This is a genomic window from Bradyrhizobium sp. SBR1B (assembly GCF_014198205.1).
GTDB lineage: Bacteria > Pseudomonadota > Alphaproteobacteria > Rhizobiales > Xanthobacteraceae > Bradyrhizobium.
This window is the reverse complement of sequence record NZ_JACIHC010000017.1, coordinates 74,191-95,293: the sequence shown is the minus strand read 5'-3', so window position 1 is coordinate 95,293 and position 21,103 is coordinate 74,191. Positions and strand designations below refer to the sequence as shown.

Here is a 21,103-nt window from a genome sequence, read left to right as displayed (position 1 = left end):
AGACCGTCATGAAAAGGGGTGTTGCCGTGTTGGCCGGTATTATGATCCCGGCGGGGGTGGCCACGTTCGTCAGTCTTGGCATTTTCGCCCCCAACGCCTCTGCCGTGAGCGACCCGAGACAGGAGCCGCCGATGGTCAGCCTGGCGACGGCCACGCGGGTGAGCGGATCCGACCGCGGGTTCACGGGCACCATCGGCGCGCGGGTGGAGAGCAATCTCGGCTTTCGCGTCGCCGGCAAGATCGTCGAGCGGCTGGTGAATGTCGGTGAGCAGGTCAAGGCCGGGCAGCCGCTGATGCGGATCGACGAGACCGACCTCCGCCTTGCGCTCGCGGCAAAGCGCAACGCTGTCGCCGCAGCGCGCGCAGTCGTCGTGCAGACGGATGCGGATGAGCGTCGATACGCCAACCTGGTCAACGACGGATGGACGTCCAAGCAGCGCTACGAGCAGGCGAAGGCCGCCTCGGACACAGCCAAGGCGCAACTCGCCGCGGCCGAAGCCGAGGCAGGGGTCGCGGAAAATCAGGCGACCTATTCCATCCTGGTGGCAGACGCGGACGGCACGGTCACGCAAACGCTTGGCGAGCCCGGCCAGGTGGTCTCGGCCGGCCAGACGGTCGTTCGGCTTGCGCAGTCCGGGCCTCGCGAAGCCGTGGTGGCGCTTCCCGAAACGATCCGGCCGGCCATCGGCTCGCTCGCCGAGGCCAGCCTGTATGGCAGCGATGGACGCCGTTACGCGGCGCATCTGCGCCAATTGTCGAACTCTGCTGACGCGCAGACCCGGACTTACGAGGCCCGCTACGTGCTCGGCGGCGAGGCGGCAGCAGCACCGCTCGGCGCGACAGTCACCATTCGGCTCGCAAGCCAGGACAGTCAGTCGGAAGTCCAGGTGCCGCTGGGCGCTGTGCTCGATGATGGCAGGACCACCGGCGTCTGGGTGTTCGACAGCGCCAACTCGACTGTACACTTTCGCCCCATCAAGCTTCTGCGCGTGACCAGCGAAGCGGCAATCATCTCTGGATCGAGCTCCAGTGACCCCATTGTGTCCCTCGGCGCTCACCTCCTGCACGAGGGCGCCCGCGTCAGGACCGTCACTGACGGCGGGAGCAAATCATGAGCTTCAATCTTTCCGCGGTCGCCGTTCGCGAGCGCGCCGTGAGCCTGTTCTTCATCATGCTGCTGGCGGCCGCAGGCGCCTACGCCTTCTTCATGCTCGGACGGGCCGAGGACCCGTCCTTCACCATCAAGACGCTCACGGTCACCACGGTATGGCCCGGTGCGACGGCACGCGAGATGCAGGACCAGGTCGCCGAACCCCTGGAGAAGCGGATTCAGGAGCTGACCTGGTACGACCGGGTCGAGACGACCACGCGACCGGGTTATGCCTACATGACGGTGACGCTGAAGGACAGCACGCCGCCATCGAGCGTGCAGGAAGAGTTTTATCAGGCGCGCAAGAAGCTCGGGGATGAAGCGCGCAAGCTGCCGGCCGGCGTGCTCGGCCCCTTCGTCAACGACGAATATTCGGACGTGAGCTTCGCACTCTATGCCCTCAAGGCGAAGGGCATGCCGATGCGTGAGCTCGCCAGGAAGGCGGAGGTGATCCGCCAGGACCTGCTGCACGTGCCCGGCGTCAAGAAGATCAATATCTTCGGCGAACGTCCCGAGCAGATCTTCGTGGAGTTTTCCTATCCCAAGCTGGCAACGCTCGGCGTGTCGGCACAGGATATCGTTGCCGCCCTGCAGCGGCAGAATACGGTGACTCCGGCAGGTTCGATCGACACAAGCGGGCCGCAGGTCTTCATCCGGGTCGACGGCGGCTATGACAGCGTGCAGGCGATCGCCGACACGCCGATCGTTGCGGCGGGACGAACCTTGAAGCTGTCCGACATCGCCGAGGTCCGCCGCGGCTACGAGGATCCGCCCACCTACATCATCCGGCACCAGGGTGAGCCCACGATCATGCTCGCGGCAGTGATGCAGGAGGGCTGGAACGGCCTGGCGCTCGGCAAGGCATTGGAAGAGAGGTCCGCTGCCATGGCGCGGACACTGCCGCTCGGGATGACGCTCGACAAGGTGACCGACCAGGCCGTGAACATCACCTCCGCGGTCGACGAGTTCATGATCAAATTCGCAATGGCGCTCGCAGTGGTGCTGCTGGTCAGCCTGCTCAGCCTCGGCTGGCGCGTGGGAATCGTCGTGGCTGCAGCGGTCCCTCTGACGCTGGCCGTCGTGTTCCTCATCATGCTGGAAACGGGCCGGTTCTTCGACCGCATCACGCTCGGTGCTCTCATCCTCGCGCTTGGCCTGCTCGTGGACGACGCCATCATCGCCATCGAGGTGATGGTGGTGAAAATGGAAGAGGGCATGGACCGCCTCAGTGCGGCGGCCTACGCATGGAGCCACACCGCGGCGCCGATGCTCTCGGGCACACTGGTGACGATCGCGGGATTCCTGCCGGTGGGTTTCGCGCGCTCGACGGCCGGCGAATATGCCGGCAACATCTTCTGGGTCGTCGGGTTCGCTCTCATCGTCTCCTGGATCGTTGCGGTGATCTTCACGCCTTATCTTGGCGTCAAGATGCTGCCTGCGATCAAGCCCGTCGAAGGCGGCCACCACGCGATCTACGACACGCCGAACTACCGGCGTTTGCGGCGGCTCATCACCTTCGCCGTGCGCCACAAGTTCCTGACCTGCAGCCTCGTCGTGATCGCTTTCGCGCTGTCCGGCCTCGGCATGGGCGCGGTCAAGCAGCAGTTTTTCCCGACGTCGGATCGCCCCGAGGTTCTCGTGGAGGTTCGCCTGCCGGAAGGCACCAGCATCGAGACGACGACCGCCGCGGTCGAGAAGCTCGAAGGCTGGTTGCATGATCAGCCCGAAGCGAAGATCGTCACCAGCTATGTCGGTCAGGGCGCGCCCCGCTTCTTCTTTGCGATGGCGCCGGAGCTCCCCGATCCGGCCTTTGCCAAGATCGTCGTGCTGACGCCTGACGCCGAGGCGCGCGAGGCCTTGAAGCACCGGCTCCGGGAGGCCGTGTCACACGGTCTTGCCCGGGAAGCGCGCGTGCGCGTCACCCAGCTCGTCTTCGGACCCTACACGCCGTTCCCGGTGGAGTTTCGGGTGATGGGCCCGGATCCCGCAAAATTGTACGCGCTCTCTGAAAAGGCCGTCGAGGTCATGCGTGGCGTTCCCGACGTGCGACAAGCCAATCGCGATTGGGGCAATCGCACACCCGTGCTCCGCTTCATTCCGGATCAGGATCGGCTGAACCTCATCGGCCTCTCGCCGGCGGAAGTCGGGCGGCAGCTCCAGTTCCTCCTCACCGGCATCGCCGTCACGCAGGTCCGCGAGGACATTCGCAATGTCCCGATCGTGGCGCGCAGCGCCGGCGGCGAGCGGCTCGATCCGGCACGGCTCGCCGACTTCTCGCTGACGAGCCGGGACGGCCGTCTGATTCCGCTCGACCAGATCGGCCATTCGGAAGTCCAGCTCGAAGAGCCGATCCTGAAGCGCCGCGATCGCACCCCGGTCATCACGATTCGTTCGGACATCAATGAGGCGACCCAGCCTCCTGAGGTCTCCAAGGACATCGTGAAAGCGCTTCAGCCGCTGATCGCATCGCTTCCGGCCGGCTATCGCATCGAGACCGGCGGCTCGATCGAGGAGGCGACGAAGGCCAATGACGCGCTGGCGACCATCTTTCCCGCCATGATCGCCGCAACGCTGATCGTCATCATGCTTCAGGTCAGATCATTCTCGATGATGGCCCTCGTCATGCTGACCGCACCGCTCGGTCTCGTCGGCGTCGTGCCTGCGTTGCTGATCTTCAACCAGCCGTTCGGATTCAACGCGATCCTGGGACTGATCGGACTGGCCGGGATCCTGATGCGCAATACCCTGATCCTGACCGAACAGATCAAGGAGAACCGCGCGGCAGGCCTCGACGATTACCACGCCGTCATCGAAGCCACGGTGCAACGCACGAGGCCCGTGATCCTGACCGCACTTGCCGCCGTGCTGGCGTTCATCCCCCTCACACACTCCGTCTTCTGGGGATCGATGGCCTATACCTTGATCGGCGGCACGGCAGTCGGCACGGTGCTGATCCTGCTCTTCCTGCCCACGCTCTATGCCGCGTGGTTCCGGATCAAGCCGACTGCGGATGAGAGCCATGAGAGCGCGACGGACAAACCCGAGGTGCGAACGGCAATGGCTGCGGAGTAGGGCGATCTGATCAGCTCGCGAGGAGCCTGGCGTCTTCCGATCGCGGCAAGAGAGCTTCGATCCGAACGGTGTCTCGGACGCTCAAGCGGCGTAACGCGGCGCCCGCCTTCGCCCTCAGGGCTTCGGCGCGGCAGCCCCGCGGAACACAGTGACCGTCTCAAGTAGATCTCTACGGCACGTCTAGATCTTGCAAGTTGGGGCGTCACTAACCTGCCTTCGGTTCAGTAGCACGCAGCCATCAATCCAAGTGGTGGGTACTGCCGATCGATTGCCACTAGCTCATCCCGCATCTGTACGATGATCCAATCCCGGATCTCAGCAGCGATCGGGCGCATCGGCCGGTTGCGCGGCGGCAGGAATTCGCACACGCGGCGCGTGGTGGTCAGACGGTCGGAGGCCGGCACAAGCGCGCCGGTGAGCAGCCAGTGCGAGGCGACCGTCAACCATCCGAGCGCGATGCCCTGGCCGAGCAGGGCGGCCTGCACCACGACGGCATAATCGGTGAAGCTCAGCGCCTTGGCCGCGCCGCGGCGTCCGGTGAGGAGCGATGCGTAATCTGCGGCCCAGTCGCCCGGCGTCTCGGCGAGGCGGATGATGGTGTTGCTCTCGGTGGGATCGGTTTCCCCGAGATAGGTTGGGCTGCACATCGGCAGCATGACTTCCTTCATCACGAGCGTGCCGCCCGACGACGGCTCGTCGCGATCGCGAAAGCGCATGCCAAGGTCGACATTCTCCACCGGCCCGCGCAACGCGCCGGAGATGAGTTGGAAGCGCAGATCGACCTGCGGAAACTGCTTCTGCAGCTTGTCGATGCGCGGCATCAGCCAGTGCGTGGTGAAGGCGGAGGACACCGACAGCGTCACCGTTTCGGTGCCCTTGCGGCGGCGCTCGATCTCGACGAGGCCGGTCTCGATGCTGCGAAAGCCTTCGAGCACGCGGCGATACAGAAGCTCGCCTTCCTCGGTGAGCACCGCGCGGCCCGCCTTGCGATCGAACAGGCGGACGCCGAGATGCTCCTCGAACTGGCCGAGCATGCGGCTCACCGCGGGTTGCGTGACGTTCAATTCAGCGGCTGCGGCCGTGAAGCTGCCGTTGCGCGCCGCTGCGTCAAAGACGAAGAGGGCGTTGCTGGAGGGCAGCATCCGGCGTAGCTCAGGCATAACGTCATGTTATGAGCGCGGTGAGAATTTGGCAATTGCCGAGTTTTGCCAAGTCTGGTGTCATTGGCATCACAGCCTAAAGACAGGACTTACGGGAGAAGAGATGGTGCGGTGCACGCTTCGAGCGTGAGTGCGTCAACTCCCCTGTCTATAAAGCAGGCTTATGGCGTGCAGTGAGGCACGCCATTGCAGGGACGAGGCGAGGTCGATCGTTGGACAAACGAGCGGAAAGCGTCGAGATCAGATCCGCGAGCAAGGCCTATGGCCCGGTTCGCGCCCTCGATGACGTCTCCCTCAATGTCGGCGCCGGCGAGTTCGTCTCGCTGCTCGGTCCCTCCGGTTCCGGCAAGACCACGCTGCTCGGCATTTTGGGCGGCTTCATCATCCCGACGTCGGGCGCAATTCTCTTCGGTGGTCGCGACGTCACCTGGATGCCGCCGCACAAGCGCGATATCGGCGTGGTCTTCCAGAACTACGCGCTGTTCCCGCATATGAGCGTCGGCGAGAACGTCGCCTTTCCCTTGCGTGCACGGCGTCTGCCGAAGGTGATCTGGCCCGACAAGGTGCGCGCGGCGTTGTCGATGGTCGGCCTTGCCGGCTACGAGGAGCGCGGCATCGCGCAGCTCTCCGGCGGCCAGCGGCAGCGCGTCGCGCTCGCGCGCGCGATGATTTTCGAGCCGCGGCTGATCCTGATGGACGAGCCGCTCTCGGCGCTGGACAAGCAGCTGCGCGAGACCATGCAGATCGAGCTGCGCGCGCTGCACAAGCGCATCGGTGCCACCATCATCTACGTCACCCACGACCAGCGCGAGGCGCTGACCATGAGCGACCGCGTCGCGGTGATCAAGGACGGCCGCCTGATCCAGATCGACGAGCCCGAGCGGCTGCACGATCATCCCGCCGACTCCTTCGTCGCAAGCTTCATCGGCGAGGCCACGATGCTGCCGGTGCGCCGCGTCGACGCCTCCAGCGTCGCGCTCGGCAACGCGCTGCTGCGCAGCGCCCGCGCCATTCCCACAGGCGATGCGCTGATGCTGGCCGTGCACAGCGAAAAACTGCTGATCGACGATGGTGCGCAGGATGCCGCCTGCAACCGGCTCACGGCTACGGTCACCGACATCGTTTATCAGGGCGAGAGCCTGCGCATCTTTCTGGCGCTTGCCGACGGCGTCGCGCTCAGCCTGCGACAGCCGAGCTATCACCAGGCCTACAGCCGCATTCCGCCACTCGGCGGCAGCCTCACCGTCACCCTTCACCCCGAGGACACCATCATCGTGCCCCGGGTGGACTGAACCCTAGCCTGTCTAACCTGAGAGAAAAACGACATGTCGACCCAAGCCGCGTTCAGCAATTTCAAGGTCCTCACCTTCGACGTCGTCGGCACCTTGATCGATTTCGAAACCGGCGTGATCAACGCAGTGCGCAAGATCTCGGGCAAAACGCCGGCCGAGCTCAGCGACGATCAGATTTTCGAGCCCTACAAGCGCGGCCGCGACATGCACTACGAGCGCTCGAGCGAGGCGATGTTCCACGTCTATCGCCATCTCGCCAAGGAGCTCGGCCTGCCGTCTGACGACGCGTCGTGCGATGTCTTCCAGCTCTCGGTGCTGCGCTGGGGACCATTCGTGGACTCAGTCGAAGCACTGAAGCGGTTGCGCACGAAATTCCGGCTGGTGGCGATGACCAATGCGGACCGCGTCGCGCTCTCGTGTTACGCGCATGCGCTCGGCAATCCCTTCGACGACACCGTCTGCGCCGACGACACCGGGGTGGCAAAGCCCAATCCAGAGTTCTTCGCTTACAACAAGGGGCGTCAGTCCGCCTTCGGCTACAAGCAGTCCGACATTCTGCATGTCGCGCAGAGCCAGTACCACGACATCGGCATCGCGCGGAAGCTGGGCTACAAGGTGTGCTGGATCGAGCGCCGCCAGGGCATTGCCGGTTTTGGTGGCACGCCCGCGGTGGAGACACTAACCAAGCCGGACTTCCATTATCCGACCTTGAAGGCACTGGCCGACGCAGCGATCGGGCCGGCGGCATAAATCCGTGAGCGCGGGCATGACACGGGACTGGAGCGCGCAGCCATCGGTCAACTCGCTGTGGGAAGCCACGGCGGAGCCGGCGCGCGATTGTCCCGTGCTGTCGGGCGAGCATCAGGCCGATGTGGTGATCATCGGCGCGGGCTATACCGGGCTCTCCGCCGCGCACCATATCGCCAAGAGCGGGCTCGCACCGATCGTGCTCGAGGCCAACCGCCCCGGCTGGGGCGCGAGCGGGCGCAACGGTGGCGTGATCACCGCAAAGTTTCGCCTATCGTTCCGCGAGATCGACGCCGTGCACGGCCGCGCGATGGCAAAGCGCATGTACGAGATCGCTCATGAATCGACCGACATGGTCGAGGAGCTGGTGTCCGAATTCGGTATCACCAGCGCAAACCTGACGCGCACCGGCCAGGTCAAGGCTGCCCACAACGAGACGACGCTCAAGGCGGCGATCGACGAAGCCAACTGGATGACGCGCGAGATGGGCTCCGCCGAGGTCCGCATCCTCGACAGAAGCGGCGTGCGCGAGGAGACCGGCTCCGACATTTTCGTCGGCGGCGTGCTCAATCCCGGCTCGGGCGGGATCCATCCGCTGAACTATCTGCGCGGCCTCGCCGATGGCGTGGCGCGCCGCGGTGTTCCGATCTTCCAGGAATCTCCGGTCGTCAAGCTGCGGCGCGAGAACGGCGGCATCGTCGCCGAGACGCCGCAAGGCGCGGTGCGCGCGAAACAGGCGATCATCGCGACCAACAGCTATTCGGATTTGACCGGCGCGACCGCGCGTCTGCAGCGCACGCTGATCCCGTTCCGCAGCGCCATGGTGGCGACCGAGCAGCTGCCGCGCAATCTCGCTGGCAAGCTGATGCCGACGGGACGGACCTACACCGAGACCAAGCGCATGATGCGCTGGTTCCGCATGGTCGGCAATCGCGTGATCTTCGGCGGGCGCGGCGCATTCGGCAAGCAGGACTCCCAGGCCGCGTTCGACGCGCTGCGCAAGGCGATGGTCAGCATCTTCCCTGATCTGGCCGAGGTCCCGCTCGCATACAAATGGTCGGGCCTCGTCGCGATGACGCTGGATTCGGTGCCGCATATCGGCCGGCTCGACGACCGCACGCTGGTCTCGCTGGGCTACAACGGAGCAGGTGTGGCGATGTCGAGCCTGATGGGCCGCTATCTCGCCGCCTTCGTGCGCGGCGAGAGCCCCGACGTCGCCCTGCTCGATGTCAGTCGCATGAAGACCATTCCGTTCTATCCGCTGCGCGAGCCCGCCGTGCGCATGGTCGCCGGCTGGTACCAGTTTCTGGATGCGATCGGTCAGTGAGAAGTCTTTGGAGGAGGCGAGGATGACGATGAAGCAGAAGTTTGGACTGGGCTGCGCGCTGCTGGGCGCAATCGGATTGACCAATGCGGCCGATGCCGCCGAGCAGATCACCTTCGTCTCGCAGGGCGGCGCCTACCAGCAGGCGCAGACGGTGGCGATCCTGGATCCCTCCGCCAAGAAGCTCGGCATCACCATCAACCAGGATTCCATTCCCGACGCCTGGCCCGCGATCAAGACCCAGGTCGGCAGCGGCAAGCCGATCTGGGACGTCGTCGACACCCCGACCGGCAACTGCCTGCGCGGCGGCGAGCAGGGGCTGATGGAGAAGCTCGACTTCTCGAAGATCCCGAACGGCGCGGCGATGCCGGAGGCGTATCGCAGTCCCTATTCGGTCTCCTATGAGTTCTATTCCAGCGTGCTGGCCTACAGCCAGAAGACGTTCCCGAAGGACGCGCCGAGTAGCTGGGCCGATTTCTGGGACGTCAAGAAATTTCCGGGCCGCCGCGCGCTGCGCAACCACCCGTTCGCAACGCTCGAGGCCGCGCTGATGGCCGACGGTGTTGCGCCCGACAAGCTCTATCCGCTCGATGTCGACCGCGCCTTCAAGAAGCTGGAGGAGATTAAGCCGCACATCACGGTGTGGTGGACCTCGGGTGCGCAGTCGGCGCAGCTGCTCAACGACGGCGAGATCGACATGGAGATGGCCTGGAACGGCCGTGTCAGCGCGGTCGCCAAGGAAGGCGCCAAAGTCTCCTTCACCTACAACCAGGGCATTTTGCAGAGCACCTCGCTCTGCATCCTCAAGGGCGCGCCGAATCTCGCCACGGCGGTGAAATTTCTCAACGAGGCCGTCGATCCCGTGCACCAGGCCAACCTTCCACTCCACATCGACTACGGCCCGGGCAATCCAAAGGCTTTCGAAACAAATGTGATCAAGCCCGAGCGTGCCGCGCAATTGCCGAGCGAGCCGGCGAATGCAGCGAAGCAGGCGCTGATGTCCTACGCCTGGTGGTCCTCGCCCGCCGGCGAGGCGGCCGAGAAGCGCTGGGCGTCGTTCATGCAGAAGTGAGCGAAGTCGTGATGAGCGCAAGTGTTGCCACAGCCGATGCTGCGCTCCCTCCCCCGCTTGCGGGGGAGGGTTGGGGAGAGGGTGTCTCGGCAACGAAGATTCCCCCAGGGGACCGAACCCTCACCCGGATCGCTTTCGCGATCCGACCTCTCCCGCAAGCGGGAGAGGTGCAACAACTGACACCGACGAGGCGGCGTTGACGATATCAGAGCCAGATCGATCGCAAAGGCATCAGCGCCGCGAGCACGGCCTGATGCTGGCGCTGGTGTCGCCGGCGCTGCTGGTGATTCTGGCGCTGATCGTGCTGCCGGTCGGCTGGCTCGCCTGGCAGTCGATCTATCATGACGGCTTCACACTGGAGAATTATCGCCGCGTCTTTACCGAGGACGTCTACTGGCGCAGCTTCGCACTGACCTTCGAGATCAGCCTCGCGGTCACATTGATCGCGCTGCTGCTCGGCTATCCCGTGGCTTATCTTGCCAACGCGTTGCCGAAAGGCTGGAGTATCCTCATCCTGTCGCTGGTGGTGCTGCCGTTCTGGACCAGCGTGCTGGTGCGCGCCTATGCCTGGCTGGCGCTGCTGCAGCGCACCGGCGTGATCAACCAGTTCCTGCGCTATCTCGACGCCATCTCCGAGCCGCTCGCGCTGGTCCACAACACCTTTGGCACGGTGGTCGCGACCGTGCATATCCTGCTGCCCTTCATGGTGCTGCCGCTCTATGCCGCCATGCAGAAGATTCCGAACGACCTGATGCAGGCCGGCGCCAGCCTGGGCGCGAGCCCGTCGCTGACCTTCTTCAGGGTCTTCCTGCCGCTGTCGTTTCCGGGCGTGCTCGCCGGCTGCACCATGGTGTTCGTGCTCTGCCTCGGCTTCTACATCACGCCGGAGCTGCTCGGCGGCGGCCGCACCGTGATGGTGTCGATGCTGGTGAGCCGCAATGTCGAGCTCTACAACCAGTTCGGCGCGGCGAGCGCCGTCGCGGTGGTGCTGCTTCTCAGCGTGCTCGCAATCTTCTTTGTCGTCAGCCGCTTCATCTCGCTCGATCGTGTGCTGGGGCAGAAATGACGCGCATCTCTCCCGCACGTATTGCCCTCTACGTGATCAGCGCGCTGGTGCTGGTCTATCTGATCCTGCCCGTGCTGATCATCGCGCCGATCTCGTTTTCCAGCGCGCGCTTCCTGACTTTCCCGCCACCGTCGTTCTCTACGCGTTGGTACCAGCAGTATTTTTCGAATCCGGCCTGGATGCAGGCGACGCGGGTGACGCTGACGGTCGGGTTGCTGACCGTGGTGACCGCAACCCCATTGGGGGTAGCCGCCGCCTATGCCATCAGCCATTCAAAACTGCGGATCATGCGCGTGATCCACATTGCGCTGTTGCTGCCGCTGGTGGTGCCGATCATCATCACCGCGGTCGGCATCTTCTTTCTCTACGCCAAGGTCGGCCTGGTCGCGACCATGCCCGGCCTCGTGCTGGCGAATGTGATGCTGGGATTGCCCTATGTCGTCATCTCGGTGCTGGCGGGCCTGCAGAGCTTCGATCCCGCGCAGGAGATGGTGGCGCGGAGCCTCGGCATGAACCGCCTGCGCAGCTTCTTTGCGGTGACGCTGCCGCAGATCAAGTCCAGCGTGGTCGCCGGCGGCATCTTCGCCTTCATCTCGGCGATGGACGAGACCATCGTCGCGCTGTTCATCTCCGGCGGGCAATATCAGCCGCTGACCAAGCGCATGTTCACCGCGCTCCGCGACGAGATCGATCCGACCATTGCCGCGATCTCGACACTGATGACGGCGGCTTCCTTCGTGCTGGTGCTGCTCGCAACTGGGCGACGCCGTAGGAATGCCTGACGTATCGCGAATATGGCACCAGAGCTAACGCATGGCGAAATGCCCGAGGCCAACGACTTCAGCAGCCTGTTGCTGGAGTAGGAATTACACCATCCGCAAATTTGCGGCTGCGGGGCATCGGTATCGAGGGACGTCCAGGTGCCGTACGTCCTGGCCGGTTTGCCGAGTCCAAAAGGATTGGACATCGCCAATCTGCACGTTCCGCTTGCAGGTTCGCAACCATCGAGTGGCCGTTCCGCCCACGAAAGTGCAACCTGCCGCCAGAGCTCCTCTTGCGAAAATTCCGCCGAATCTACGATCGCGAGGAAACCATTGATCCCGCTGGTGGGCCCGGCAGGACTCGAACCTGCAACCAGACCGTTATGAGCGGCGGGACAACGATTGGCTTCGTTGATTTTGCTAACTTTCTGTTTGAATCCGATCACGTTTGTTGCGCTCCGGCTGGGTCGTTTCTGGTGCGAAACTGGTGCGGTAGCGCCTGCTCGTGCAGATGAGCCGGGCCTGACATCCGTAAGCTCTCCATCGCAGGACTCTCCTCGCGATGATCATCAAACGGATCGAATTTACCCTCTCAAGGCTGAAACAGGGGTTCGATTCCCCTAGGGAGCGCCAGCAAACTCAGGCACTTAGCTAGTCACCAGCCGCGTTCGTTGAATAATGGTTGAATAAGACGCTGGTGAACAGCGGCGAACGCTTGCGGAATTTGCTCCCGATATTGGCAGACCAGCCTCGGCGCGATGCCTCACGGTGGCTGGCGCATTCGCAAAAAAATTCTCCGTCGCCCTTGGTGTCCAGAAACATTCAAACCGCCGCTGACGTGCGCTGTCGTACGCCAGCGCCCTCGGATGTTCGCATTGACCTTGCTCGTCGCACACTCAACTCTCGTCCTGTCGAGCTTTGTGCGGATAGGAGGGCCACGTGAGAGACAATCGACGAGAGAAAACTGGCGGACAACAGTCACAAGTCAGTCTATCCCCTCCGAAAGCCGCAGAACTGAGCGTTTTGCCATTCGCTCAGCGGCTCACCTGCACTATTGACGATGCATGCGAAGTGACGGGCCTGGGACGCACGAAGCTTTACGAGTTGATAGGTGCTGGGCGTATCGTCACGACAACGATCGGACGTCGACGGTTAGTAGTGGTGCGCTCACTACTGGCGCTCCTTGAAACCAACATGTCGAACTAATCGATGAGCGATTAAGAGAGCAATAGGCAGCTCGCGATCGCCGCGCGGGGAGCATCAAAATGTCTGACCGGGCATCGCTCGATGGACGGTCGTCTCCTCGTTCGGCGGGGGCCGCGCAGAAGTATCTTCGCCACCCCTGACCTGAGGACAGGCGATCGATATCGGGCTCTGACCATTCATGCCGGAGGCATGGATTGCCTTCGTTCGGAGACCCATTGCGGATAAATCAAGAATGAGCGGCTGTAGCAGGGTACGGGTCGCCTCGCCCCCACGCGACAACAGGTCGATGAAATCCTCCTGATTGGGCTGTCCAAGGGCTAGCCGATAGATCATGCGCTGTTCTCGAAGTTGTGCGAACCGCACAATGTCCCGCCCAAAGGGACGCTCGAAGACATGGCGGCGGATTTCGGCTCCGTCGAGCACCCACCAGGGACGAAGGCCGCTGGCATCGACGAAACGCTCCGCATGTCTTTGTACGCAACGCCACGGTGAGCCGTCGGCCAGGGCGGGATCTTTCAATACTTCATCGCGCAATTCCGCGGACAGCCTTCGCCTGACCGACAAGCCCGCGTAGCGCTGGACGCGACCTTCACGTTGTTCGAGGTCGAGCGGGTTGGAAGAGAGATCCCAATGAACGACATGCGAGCACCATGTGTGAAAATCCAGCCCTTCCTGCCCAACTGACGTCGTCGCAAGGACATGCGGCCAAAAGGGTGTGTTGAAGCTTCGGCGCACTTCGTCCGGGCGGACCGGGGTGGCTTGCGCCACTCCGCCATCCACTTTGACAACCGGCTCGGTTTCGGCATCTCCAAAGGGCACGGCAACATGGCAGCGCACTGGAATCTTATGCGGCTGTCCTCCGATACCATGGAAGCTGAAGCCGCCGGCGCGAAGTCCGAGAGATGTTTGCAAGTCCTTGGCGAGCCCAGCCGCACCCTCTTGCAGATTCTGCGAGCGGAGCCAAAAGTGTTCATCCAGAATGCTTTCGAAACCGCCATCGACGACCGCACCCATGACCTGGTCGACGGCACTCTTTCCCGGCAACGATGACAGGATAACCGGATTGTCGAGATAGGCGCGAAGCCCCTGCCAACTCAGTTGCACCAGTTCGGAATAGCGTGGGGGATCGAGCATTGTCGGGTCGTGCCGCAGCAGGGCCCGGCCCAGTGCGACGCCCGGCGCTCCGATTGCATAGTCCACGAGGTCCGAAAGCTCGGCTGGAGAGAGCCGGTCGACCGGCTGCGCCTGCCGCCATTTCTGGACAGCGGTCTGCGCAGCACGATCGTCGCCGATTGCGCTGCCCCACGCTGAGGCAGACAGCTCCGCGACATCGGCGAAGCGTTCAATCGAGGCCAAGATCCGTGCAATCGATCTGTGCCTTCGCCGGGCTTTGACGGTGTCTCGTTCAACGATCCCCTTTGGCAATGCGGCGAGAATCTGCCGACGCACCTCTTTACGGACGGCGCCGAGCGTCGCCCCGGCTTTCGCGAGCGGGTCCGTGTTACGGATCAGCCATGGCGAAGGATGGAAGGCCGCCATCACGGGTCCGGGAACGGCGGCCAGCTTGAAGCGCCGGCGCCTGTAGGCCTTTTCATAGCCGCCATGTTTTCGGGGGAGGCAGTGGGCCTCGACGCCAAAGCTGAGCAGTGCGGCGACACTGGGCGGCGTTGCGCGGAAGCGGCTGAACATCAGGAGCTTGGGCTCGGCGGCTACCTTTTTCCAGTCTCCGCCGAGCGGCCACCAGGGAAGCGACGGGGCAACCCACGGCAACGACAGCAGTTCGGGCGGAGCTACGCTGCTCAGAGCGCGAAGCTTTGCGTCAGGCCACGCGGCTGGCGCATCGAGCTTGTTGCGGCGGTCGCGCGTCATCCTGATGAGCTTCGGCGCAGCCTTAATGTTGGCGCCCTTCCAGGCCGCGTAACGGGGACCGAGAGATTGGGCCGGCAGCGGAACCGACGACCAGTACGGCAGCGCTTCATGGCGAACCCGTTCGGCGAAACTGTCGGCCAAATGGCGGTACACCTGAAAGTCCTCGGGCGACGGATCGGCATGGAGGAACTGAGTTCCTGCCAGCGGATCTATTGAGGCCACGCTGTCTCGTTCGGTGCGCGACATCACGGGCGTCAGCAGCTTGCGTAGCTCGTCTCTGAGCCGGCCAGCTTCGGCCACCTCATTCCTCAGTTCCGGATGGCTCGCATCGGCATGCACCGCAATGTCACGTAGCTTGTCGCCGAAATCCGAGAAGAGCTTCCTCGCACGGTCTCGCAAATAAGGACCTCCAAGGAAATCGATCAGTTTTAGAAGTTCGGCGTGAGCGAGCGCGCCGCGTGCTTCCTCCCACCGAGTGGTCAGATGCGGATAAGGTGTTGCGCTGAGCAGCAGGATGGCCGGCGGGGTGGTCGAGCCTTCGGGATCAAGGAGCGCCTTGAGAAGCGGATCAGCGTCTTTCTCGTCCAGAAGCTGCCGGTAACGCTGAAACTCGTCGAGGATAACGAGATCGGGCGGTTGCTGGCGCAGCGTCGCCAGCGCCAGCGCACGCCGAAGGCGGCCAACGAAAGTTGTGGGCTTGAGAGCTTTGATTTTCCGCTCGGCGTCGCCGCGCAGGGCCAGATCGAGCATCGCACGTACCGGCTCCCCGAATTCCGCCGCTAGCGCGTCGCGGAACTGCTGTCGCAGATGAGGTGGCGAGGCAGCGAATTTCGTCTCCGCGTCCGCGAGGGCCCAATCCCATGACCCACGTGCGCTCAGCCGCAATATGCCGGGATCAAGATCGCGGGCGAAAGCGGGGTATGCTTGCTCGAGCAAGACCTTAAGGAATGCACGCTCTTCCTTGCGTCCTCCGGTCAGGCGTGCTCGTGCGCCCGGAAAGGACGTTGCCGGGGTCAACGCGTAAATGAGAACCGGATTGTCCGGCCGCTTTGCAACCGCAATCAGCGAAAGCCGATCCGGTGTGGCGGTTGCAGCCTTGCGCTGTATATCACCAAGAAAGCCGACAACACGACCCTTGTTCTGGTGCGAAACCGCGTGACCATTGGCGATATAGTAGATGACGAAGGAGCGGCGGCCATCATCGGACATTCGGCGAGCCAGCTCCTTCGCCACGACCGTTTTTCCGAGACCGACCTCATCGGCAACCAGAAAGCGCCGACGGCCTCCGGGGGCCGCGAAGATCGCAAACGCCGCATCGACGGCGGCTTCCTGGAATGGTTTGGGCGCGCTCACCGACGCTGTTCCTTGATCCTGGCGACGCCGAGCCCGCTCCGGAGCTTGCACCACAGATCATCAAAGCGCTCCAGCATTTCCGCGGTTTGCGGCTCCTCCTGTTTGGCTTGCTCAAGCACGGCTGGCAGATATTGAGAGACCCGCCGCTCGATCTCCAGGAACTTGTCCGGATCGCGCGCCCATGCCGCCAACATTTCTTCGAGCGTGGGCAGTGAGGAATCGAGGGCGGGATTCGTTACCGTGCCTGCTCGTTGCTGCGGCTCGTCATTCGTCCAGTCGCCTTCACCCTCGCGCCCGTCGTCGGCTAACAATCCGGCCAGCCACATGAGGAATCCTCTTGCGCCGAGGAAGCGCACGAACGCTGCGCGGTCGCGATCCTCTCCGAAAGGCGGCTCTGCTGGCGCGCGCTGAAGCCATGACAGGCCTTTGCCCCCGCGGCTGACGCGCAAGCGAACGAACTCGCTTCGCTCGGCGGGGGCGACGAGCCCCAGCTCCACCACGACTTGTTGCGCGGGCCAGACCATGAGCTCGCCGTGAAGCGCGCCCACCTCCAGCACGATGTCCAACTCATCGGAATGGGGGCCGCCAGGATGGAGACTGGAACGATGGGTGAGCCGCGCTCCCGCATCGTCGATGCTGAGCTGCGCCGCCCATCGCGCCGCGACCTGGGCACGCGCCCGTTCGAGCGCTTCCTCTTCTAGGGCCGCCGCATCCGGCGAATGTTCGATGCCGGGCGCCTCAACCAGCCGGGCCGAACCGAGAAGCGCTCTCAGCCCTTTCTCAACCGGCTCGGTCACCAGCAGTTCGGCCGTCGCCTCGGCATTGCGCCCGCTCCAGGCGCGCATAGTCGCATTCGCGCTTCCAAGCCAGAGCCGACGCTTCTGCCCCGATCGCATAAACAACAACTTCGCATGAAGTCCGCGGCCCACCTCTTCTTCCTCGTCATCGGGCACGCCGCTGTCAGGAGCCGACGCAGCGCTCTGCGGTTCAGGCGCGGGATCGCCGATTGGATAGTCGGGTGCATCCAGCGCTAGCAGATCGTCGAACACCGCCAAAGACGGACCAATCCGCTCGATCTCGCGCATTGTTGTCAGCAGCACCCGTCGCGTTGGCTTCGTCGTCTGCGGAGCCTGTCGCGCAAGGAATTTCTTGTCGACGAAGGGGCTCACCACCACAACTTCGTCCGTTCCTACCGGCGGAACAGGAATGGGCTGGCCGCCCAATCCGGACGACCAGAGAATCCGCTCGACGCGCACGCCCGCCGGAGGCCGCCAAGCCACTTTCGCAATGATGGCCGCAAGGTAGGTCGAGCGCAGGCCCTTGAGTGCGGCCCTGTCGGCCAACGCGCGCGCTAGGTCGTCAGTACCGGGGATCGGAGCGCCACCTTTCCCGCCGGAGACAAGCAAAAGTCCGATGTCACGATTCACGCATTCGGTTAGATTTCGGCTCCCAATCCAGAGCCGCCAACCGATTTCGCCATCTGCGCCGCGCGTTCGGACCAGCGCGACCTTGGGGTGCCAACTATGCGTCGCCTCATCGAAATCGACTTCGCGTACGAACTGATCCAGCACTGCAGCGATACGCGGTGTCTTGCGCATCTTCGCGAGGCGGCCGCGCTGGATGATAATGCGCACCTTCCCCCGCAGCCGCTCAACCGCGTCGGCGAAATCGGACGGGCTGCCCCGGCCCGCGTCGGTGTCCTTCCCCGCCAGGGCGAGCAAGGTCGCACCGATCGATCCCAGGTCTGCCGAATAGGATGCCAACAACGCCAGCTCGACGTTCTCATCGGGAGCCGGGCGCAAGCCTTCGAGAAACGAGAGCGCCGGCCAGCTATCGACCGTTCCGCTCATTCGGCGTCAGCCAGATCATTGAGGAGCGTGCTTACCTGCTCCCATCGATAGTGGAGAGGTCCTGCGAGACCGTGTTCGTCGCTCGACCATTCGAGGCGCCGCGCGCGACCGTTGGGCGTCTTCGCAAGCCGAGCGCGAGGCCCTTTGCGAGCTTCGGCTGCAGCATATACATCGAAGAGCGAGCCGGGACTTTCCGATTTGGACGCGATCCACTCCTTTGTGGCGGTCAGGACCGCGCGTAATTTGGATGGCACTGCGCCAATATCCGCCTCGAGCGCGTCGACGTCGAGTTTGGCTGCGATGGAACCGTATTCTTCGACAACATTGATTAAGTGGTTGCGATGTCGGCTTGAAATTTCCCGCTTGTCGTCGGCCTCGATCATATGTTCGAGAAGCGCGTCGTAGACGGCGCGGCCCACACCGGCGAGACTTGCGGCCTGTCGCGCCCGAACAAGCGGTGCTTGGTCAGGACCGGCGATTGCACGAGTCTCGTCGGCCCACATAGCCGGTGGTGCCGCAACCTCGCTCCGGACCAGTCGGGCAAGGAGAGACAGCTCAACCCCGCCATTCCGCCGCAATTGAGCGAGCCGCTCGCGAAGAAATATCGCTTCCGCGGTCGCTAGCTGAAGGGTAAAGAGGCCGCTCTGCCAACTATCCGGACGGTTGGGAAGCGGCGCGAACGGCGGGTCGAAATTGAGGAGCGGCTGTCCATCGTCATCAGTCGCAGCGCCCGCGCTCTTCAGCAATCGATGTGCTTGTGCCCGCGAAATAGTTCGTCCATCCGGACGTGGACGCAATATTCCCCAGACCGCCAGCGCATTCCAATACACTGTTGATGGCGGCTGGCTTGATGGTTTGGGAAAGACACGGCCGCCAATCACCTGGCTTTCGCCCGCATCTTTGAGACGGCCAGCGAGCTCCCGTTCGCGTTCGCGCAAAGCACGCACGGCCGCCGGGCCCGTCAGTCCCGCTAGATCCTCGAAGAGCCAGGGCACGATGACGGCATAGCGGGCGCGAGTATGCAGCACCGATGTGCCGGGAAAAAAGCGATCGGCATAACGCTGATGGATCGTCAGGAAGCCGATCTCATCGCGCACACCCATGGATTCTTCATCCATCTGCGCCTTGGCGCGGGCGAGCGCCTCTCGCGATAGATAGGTCCATCCCAAAGCGGACTCGATTGGCGAGCCGCTTCTCGTACGGGATAATCTTGTGGGTTGGCCCATGCCGCTCAGCCCCATAAAGAGGACAAGGGCGCGGCGGGCAGCTTATCGCCAAAAGGCACGAGATCAGCGCCGTCATACTGCATGACGCCGAAGGCAAATCGGTGCTTGAAGGGATCGGCAGTCATGGCGGGGATCCTAACTAGTTGAACCATATTAAAGAATGGACGTTTTTGGTCGAAATTTGCATATGTCGCTTGGCTGCCAGATGCATCATATTGAAAAATGGACATTTATAGCCTATTTTTGGATATGATGCTACAAGCCGGTTCCAGTCTCCCGAACTTCGTCACGACTCTCCAGTCAGAGGGGCGCATTACATTCACGCGCGCGGAAGCCATCGCGGCCCTCGGCATCACGGAGGCTGCCTTCCTCAAAGCCGCCGCGCGGCTCCAGAAACGCCACATGCTGTTCAACCCCCGGCACGGTTTCTACGTGGCTGTCCCGCCGCAATTCATGAGCTGGGAGGCACCACCACCGCCTTGGTACATCGACGCGCTGATGCGGCACGAGGACCGTCCCTACTATGTCGGCCTGCTCAAGGCCGCTGAGCTGCACGGCGCTACGCATCATGCCGTCATGGAATTCCAAGTCGTGACTGACAAGCAACTCCGCAAGATCCGGGCGGGGCGCTCTTGGGTTACGTTCTATTTCCGCAAAGACCTGGAAAGCGTCCGCGAGGGTATCGTCGATCGAAAGACGGATACGGGCAGCATGAAGATTTCAGGGCCCGAACTAACGGCGCTTGACCTCTTCCGTTACATGCACGTGGCAGGCGGCATCGATGCCGTGGCGACCGTCATGACGGATCTTGCGGAAAGCATTGATGGTCAAAAGCTGGCGGCATTGTCGGCGCATTTCGAGCGCGCTTGCGGCCAGCGGGTCGGCTATCTGCTTGATCATCTCGGTCATGCCGAGCGCGCCAATGCGCTTCGTAACCAGCTCTTTGAAAAAGAGGCAATGCCGTGGGTCACGCTCGAACCGGAGCGTCGAAAGGATGAGAAGGCGCAACTCACGCCTGTCGAGCGCAACGAGCGCTGGCGCGTGATTGTGCAGCGTTATCCGGAGATCGATGAATGATCCCCGCTCAGAACATCATCGCATGGTCAAAGCATGCACCGTGGGCGGAGCAGCGGCAAGTCGAGCAGGACCTCATCATCGCACGGGCGCTGGTCGAGCTCTTCAACGACCCATTCCTGCGCAAAGAGCTTCGCTTCCGTGGCGGAACGGCGCTCAACAAACTGCACTTCCCAAAGCCTCTGCGGTATTCGGAGGATATCGACCTTGTGCGGACCACGGCGGGCGCGATCGGCCCGATCCTCGATCGCGTCCGTGATACCCTTACGCCTTGGCTCGGCACTCCGCGCTTCGATCAGAGCGAAGTGGCACCCAAGTTTCGCTTCAGGACCGAGGCCGAAGACGGATCAGGCCTCATCCGCCTGAAGGTAGAGATCAACACACGCGAGCGTGAGGCTTATGACCCGGCCATCACGGCTCCCTTCAAGGTCGACAACCCGTGGTTCTCCGGCGAGACGGAGATTCCAACATTTTCCAACGAGGAACTCCTCTCGACCAAGCTGCGCGCGCTGCTTCAGCGCAACAAGGGGCGTGACCTCATTGACCTTTCGCATTCGCTCGACATCTTCCAGAAACTTAATGAGAAGCGAATTGTCGAGCTTTTCGGCAAGTACCTCGATCTGTCCGGTCAAGCGATTTCACGCGCACAGGCCGAGCAGCGCATGTTTGAAAAACTGGAGCGCCCCGACTTTCTGGCCGACGTCAAACCCTTGTTGACGGCGGAAGAGGCGACGCGGTTCACGGATGAGACGGGCAGGCAAGCCTTTGCAGCAGTCTTCCGCGACATCGTTCAGCTGATCCAGGGCGAACCTTGGGCGAATACGCCTGAGAAAATCGAGCAACACGATCTCGCCAATCTGCTCACATCGTAGGAGCAGTGA

Annotated in this window: 16 protein-coding genes; 11 read left to right on the top strand and 5 right to left on the bottom strand. The window is 63.1% G+C overall.

Annotation, left to right across the window (positions count from 1 at the left end):
* Positions 1 to 8 precede the first annotated feature (8 nt).
* On the top strand, positions 9 to 1,115 hold the full coding sequence (locus tag GGD61_RS31475; RefSeq protein ID WP_092253827.1) for an efflux RND transporter periplasmic adaptor subunit: 1,107 nt from the start codon (positions 9 to 11) through the stop codon (positions 1,113 to 1,115).
* Positions 1,112 to 4,222: an efflux RND transporter permease subunit gene (locus GGD61_RS31470; protein WP_092253824.1), complete on the top strand. Its 3,111-nt coding sequence runs from the start codon at positions 1,112 to 1,114 to the stop codon at positions 4,220 to 4,222. Before GGD61_RS31475 ends, GGD61_RS31470 begins: the two co-directional genes overlap by 4 nt.
* 221 nt (positions 4,223 to 4,443) lie before the next feature.
* Here GGD61_RS31470 and GGD61_RS31465 read toward each other — a convergent pair whose 3' ends face one another.
* Positions 4,444 to 5,382 (bottom strand): LysR family transcriptional regulator, encoded by a 939-nt coding sequence (locus GGD61_RS31465; RefSeq protein WP_092253822.1) that lies wholly within the window; start codon positions 5,380 to 5,382, stop codon positions 4,444 to 4,446.
* Between the two features lie 212 nt (positions 5,383 to 5,594).
* On the opposite strand from GGD61_RS31465, the gene GGD61_RS31460 reads away from it, so the two are divergent.
* The 6 genes from GGD61_RS31460 (at position 5,595) to GGD61_RS31435 (ending at position 11,665) form a co-directional block, all read left to right on the top strand.
* Positions 5,595 to 6,674 carry an ABC transporter ATP-binding protein gene (locus tag GGD61_RS31460; RefSeq protein ID WP_183231832.1) on the top strand — a complete coding sequence of 360 codons (1,080 nt, stop codon included), beginning with the start codon at positions 5,595 to 5,597 and terminating at the stop codon, positions 6,672 to 6,674.
* Between the two features lie 33 nt (positions 6,675 to 6,707).
* Positions 6,708 to 7,424 carry an HAD family hydrolase gene (locus GGD61_RS31455; RefSeq protein WP_018316998.1) on the top strand — a complete coding sequence of 239 codons (717 nt, stop codon included), beginning with the start codon at positions 6,708 to 6,710 and terminating at the stop codon, positions 7,422 to 7,424.
* Between the two features lie 16 nt (positions 7,425 to 7,440).
* Positions 7,441 to 8,748 (top strand): FAD-binding oxidoreductase, encoded by a 1,308-nt coding sequence (locus tag GGD61_RS31450; protein WP_177236986.1) that lies wholly within the window; start codon positions 7,441 to 7,443, stop codon positions 8,746 to 8,748.
* Between the two features lie 22 nt (positions 8,749 to 8,770).
* Positions 8,771 to 9,817 carry an ABC transporter substrate-binding protein gene (locus tag GGD61_RS31445; protein WP_177236985.1) on the top strand — a complete coding sequence of 349 codons (1,047 nt, stop codon included), beginning with the start codon at positions 8,771 to 8,773 and terminating at the stop codon, positions 9,815 to 9,817.
* A gap of 253 nt (positions 9,818 to 10,070) precedes the next feature.
* Positions 10,071 to 10,883, top strand: a complete 813-nt coding sequence (locus GGD61_RS31440; RefSeq protein WP_092253815.1) for an ABC transporter permease — start codon at positions 10,071 to 10,073, stop codon at positions 10,881 to 10,883.
* Positions 10,880 to 11,665 (top strand): ABC transporter permease, encoded by a 786-nt coding sequence (locus GGD61_RS31435; RefSeq protein WP_183231831.1) that lies wholly within the window; start codon positions 10,880 to 10,882, stop codon positions 11,663 to 11,665. Before GGD61_RS31440 ends, GGD61_RS31435 begins: the two co-directional genes overlap by 4 nt.
* 630 nt (positions 11,666 to 12,295) lie before the next feature.
* On the opposite strand, the gene GGD61_RS31430 is transcribed toward GGD61_RS31435, so the two are convergent.
* Complete coding sequence (locus GGD61_RS31430) at positions 12,296 to 12,466, bottom strand: hypothetical protein (protein ID WP_183231830.1); 171 nt, start codon at positions 12,464 to 12,466, stop codon at positions 12,296 to 12,298.
* 117 nt (positions 12,467 to 12,583) lie between these two features.
* Here GGD61_RS31430 and GGD61_RS41695 point away from each other — a divergent pair, with 117 nt between their 5' ends.
* Positions 12,584 to 12,850, top strand: coding sequence for a helix-turn-helix domain-containing protein (locus GGD61_RS41695; protein WP_210311251.1), 267 nt, complete (start codon positions 12,584 to 12,586; stop codon positions 12,848 to 12,850).
* 54 nt (positions 12,851 to 12,904) lie between these two features.
* On the opposite strand, the gene GGD61_RS41495 is transcribed toward GGD61_RS41695, so the two are convergent.
* The 3 genes from GGD61_RS41495 to GGD61_RS31410 are packed head-to-tail and all read right to left on the bottom strand — an operon-like array spanning position 12,905 to position 19,091.
* Complete coding sequence (locus GGD61_RS41495) at positions 12,905 to 16,072, bottom strand: helicase-related protein (protein ID WP_183231829.1); 3,168 nt, start codon at positions 16,070 to 16,072, stop codon at positions 12,905 to 12,907.
* Positions 16,069 to 17,922, bottom strand: a complete 1,854-nt coding sequence (locus GGD61_RS31415; protein WP_183231828.1) for a phospholipase D family protein — start codon at positions 17,920 to 17,922, stop codon at positions 16,069 to 16,071. Before GGD61_RS31415 ends, GGD61_RS41495 begins: the two co-directional genes overlap by 4 nt.
* Positions 17,919 to 19,091, bottom strand: a complete 1,173-nt coding sequence (locus GGD61_RS31410; protein WP_246786091.1) for a DUF6361 family protein — start codon at positions 19,089 to 19,091, stop codon at positions 17,919 to 17,921. Before GGD61_RS31410 ends, GGD61_RS31415 begins: the two co-directional genes overlap by 4 nt.
* 279 nt (positions 19,092 to 19,370) lie before the next feature.
* Between GGD61_RS31410 and GGD61_RS31400 the strand changes: the two genes are divergently transcribed.
* On the top strand, positions 19,371 to 20,225 hold the full coding sequence (locus GGD61_RS31400; RefSeq protein WP_246786090.1) for a type IV toxin-antitoxin system AbiEi family antitoxin: 855 nt from the start codon (positions 19,371 to 19,373) through the stop codon (positions 20,223 to 20,225).
* Complete coding sequence (locus GGD61_RS31395; protein ID WP_183231826.1) at positions 20,222 to 21,094, top strand: nucleotidyl transferase AbiEii/AbiGii toxin family protein; 873 nt, start codon at positions 20,222 to 20,224, stop codon at positions 21,092 to 21,094. The genes GGD61_RS31400 and GGD61_RS31395 overlap by 4 nt, the downstream gene beginning before the upstream one ends.
* Positions 21,095 to 21,103: the final 9 nt, after the last annotated feature.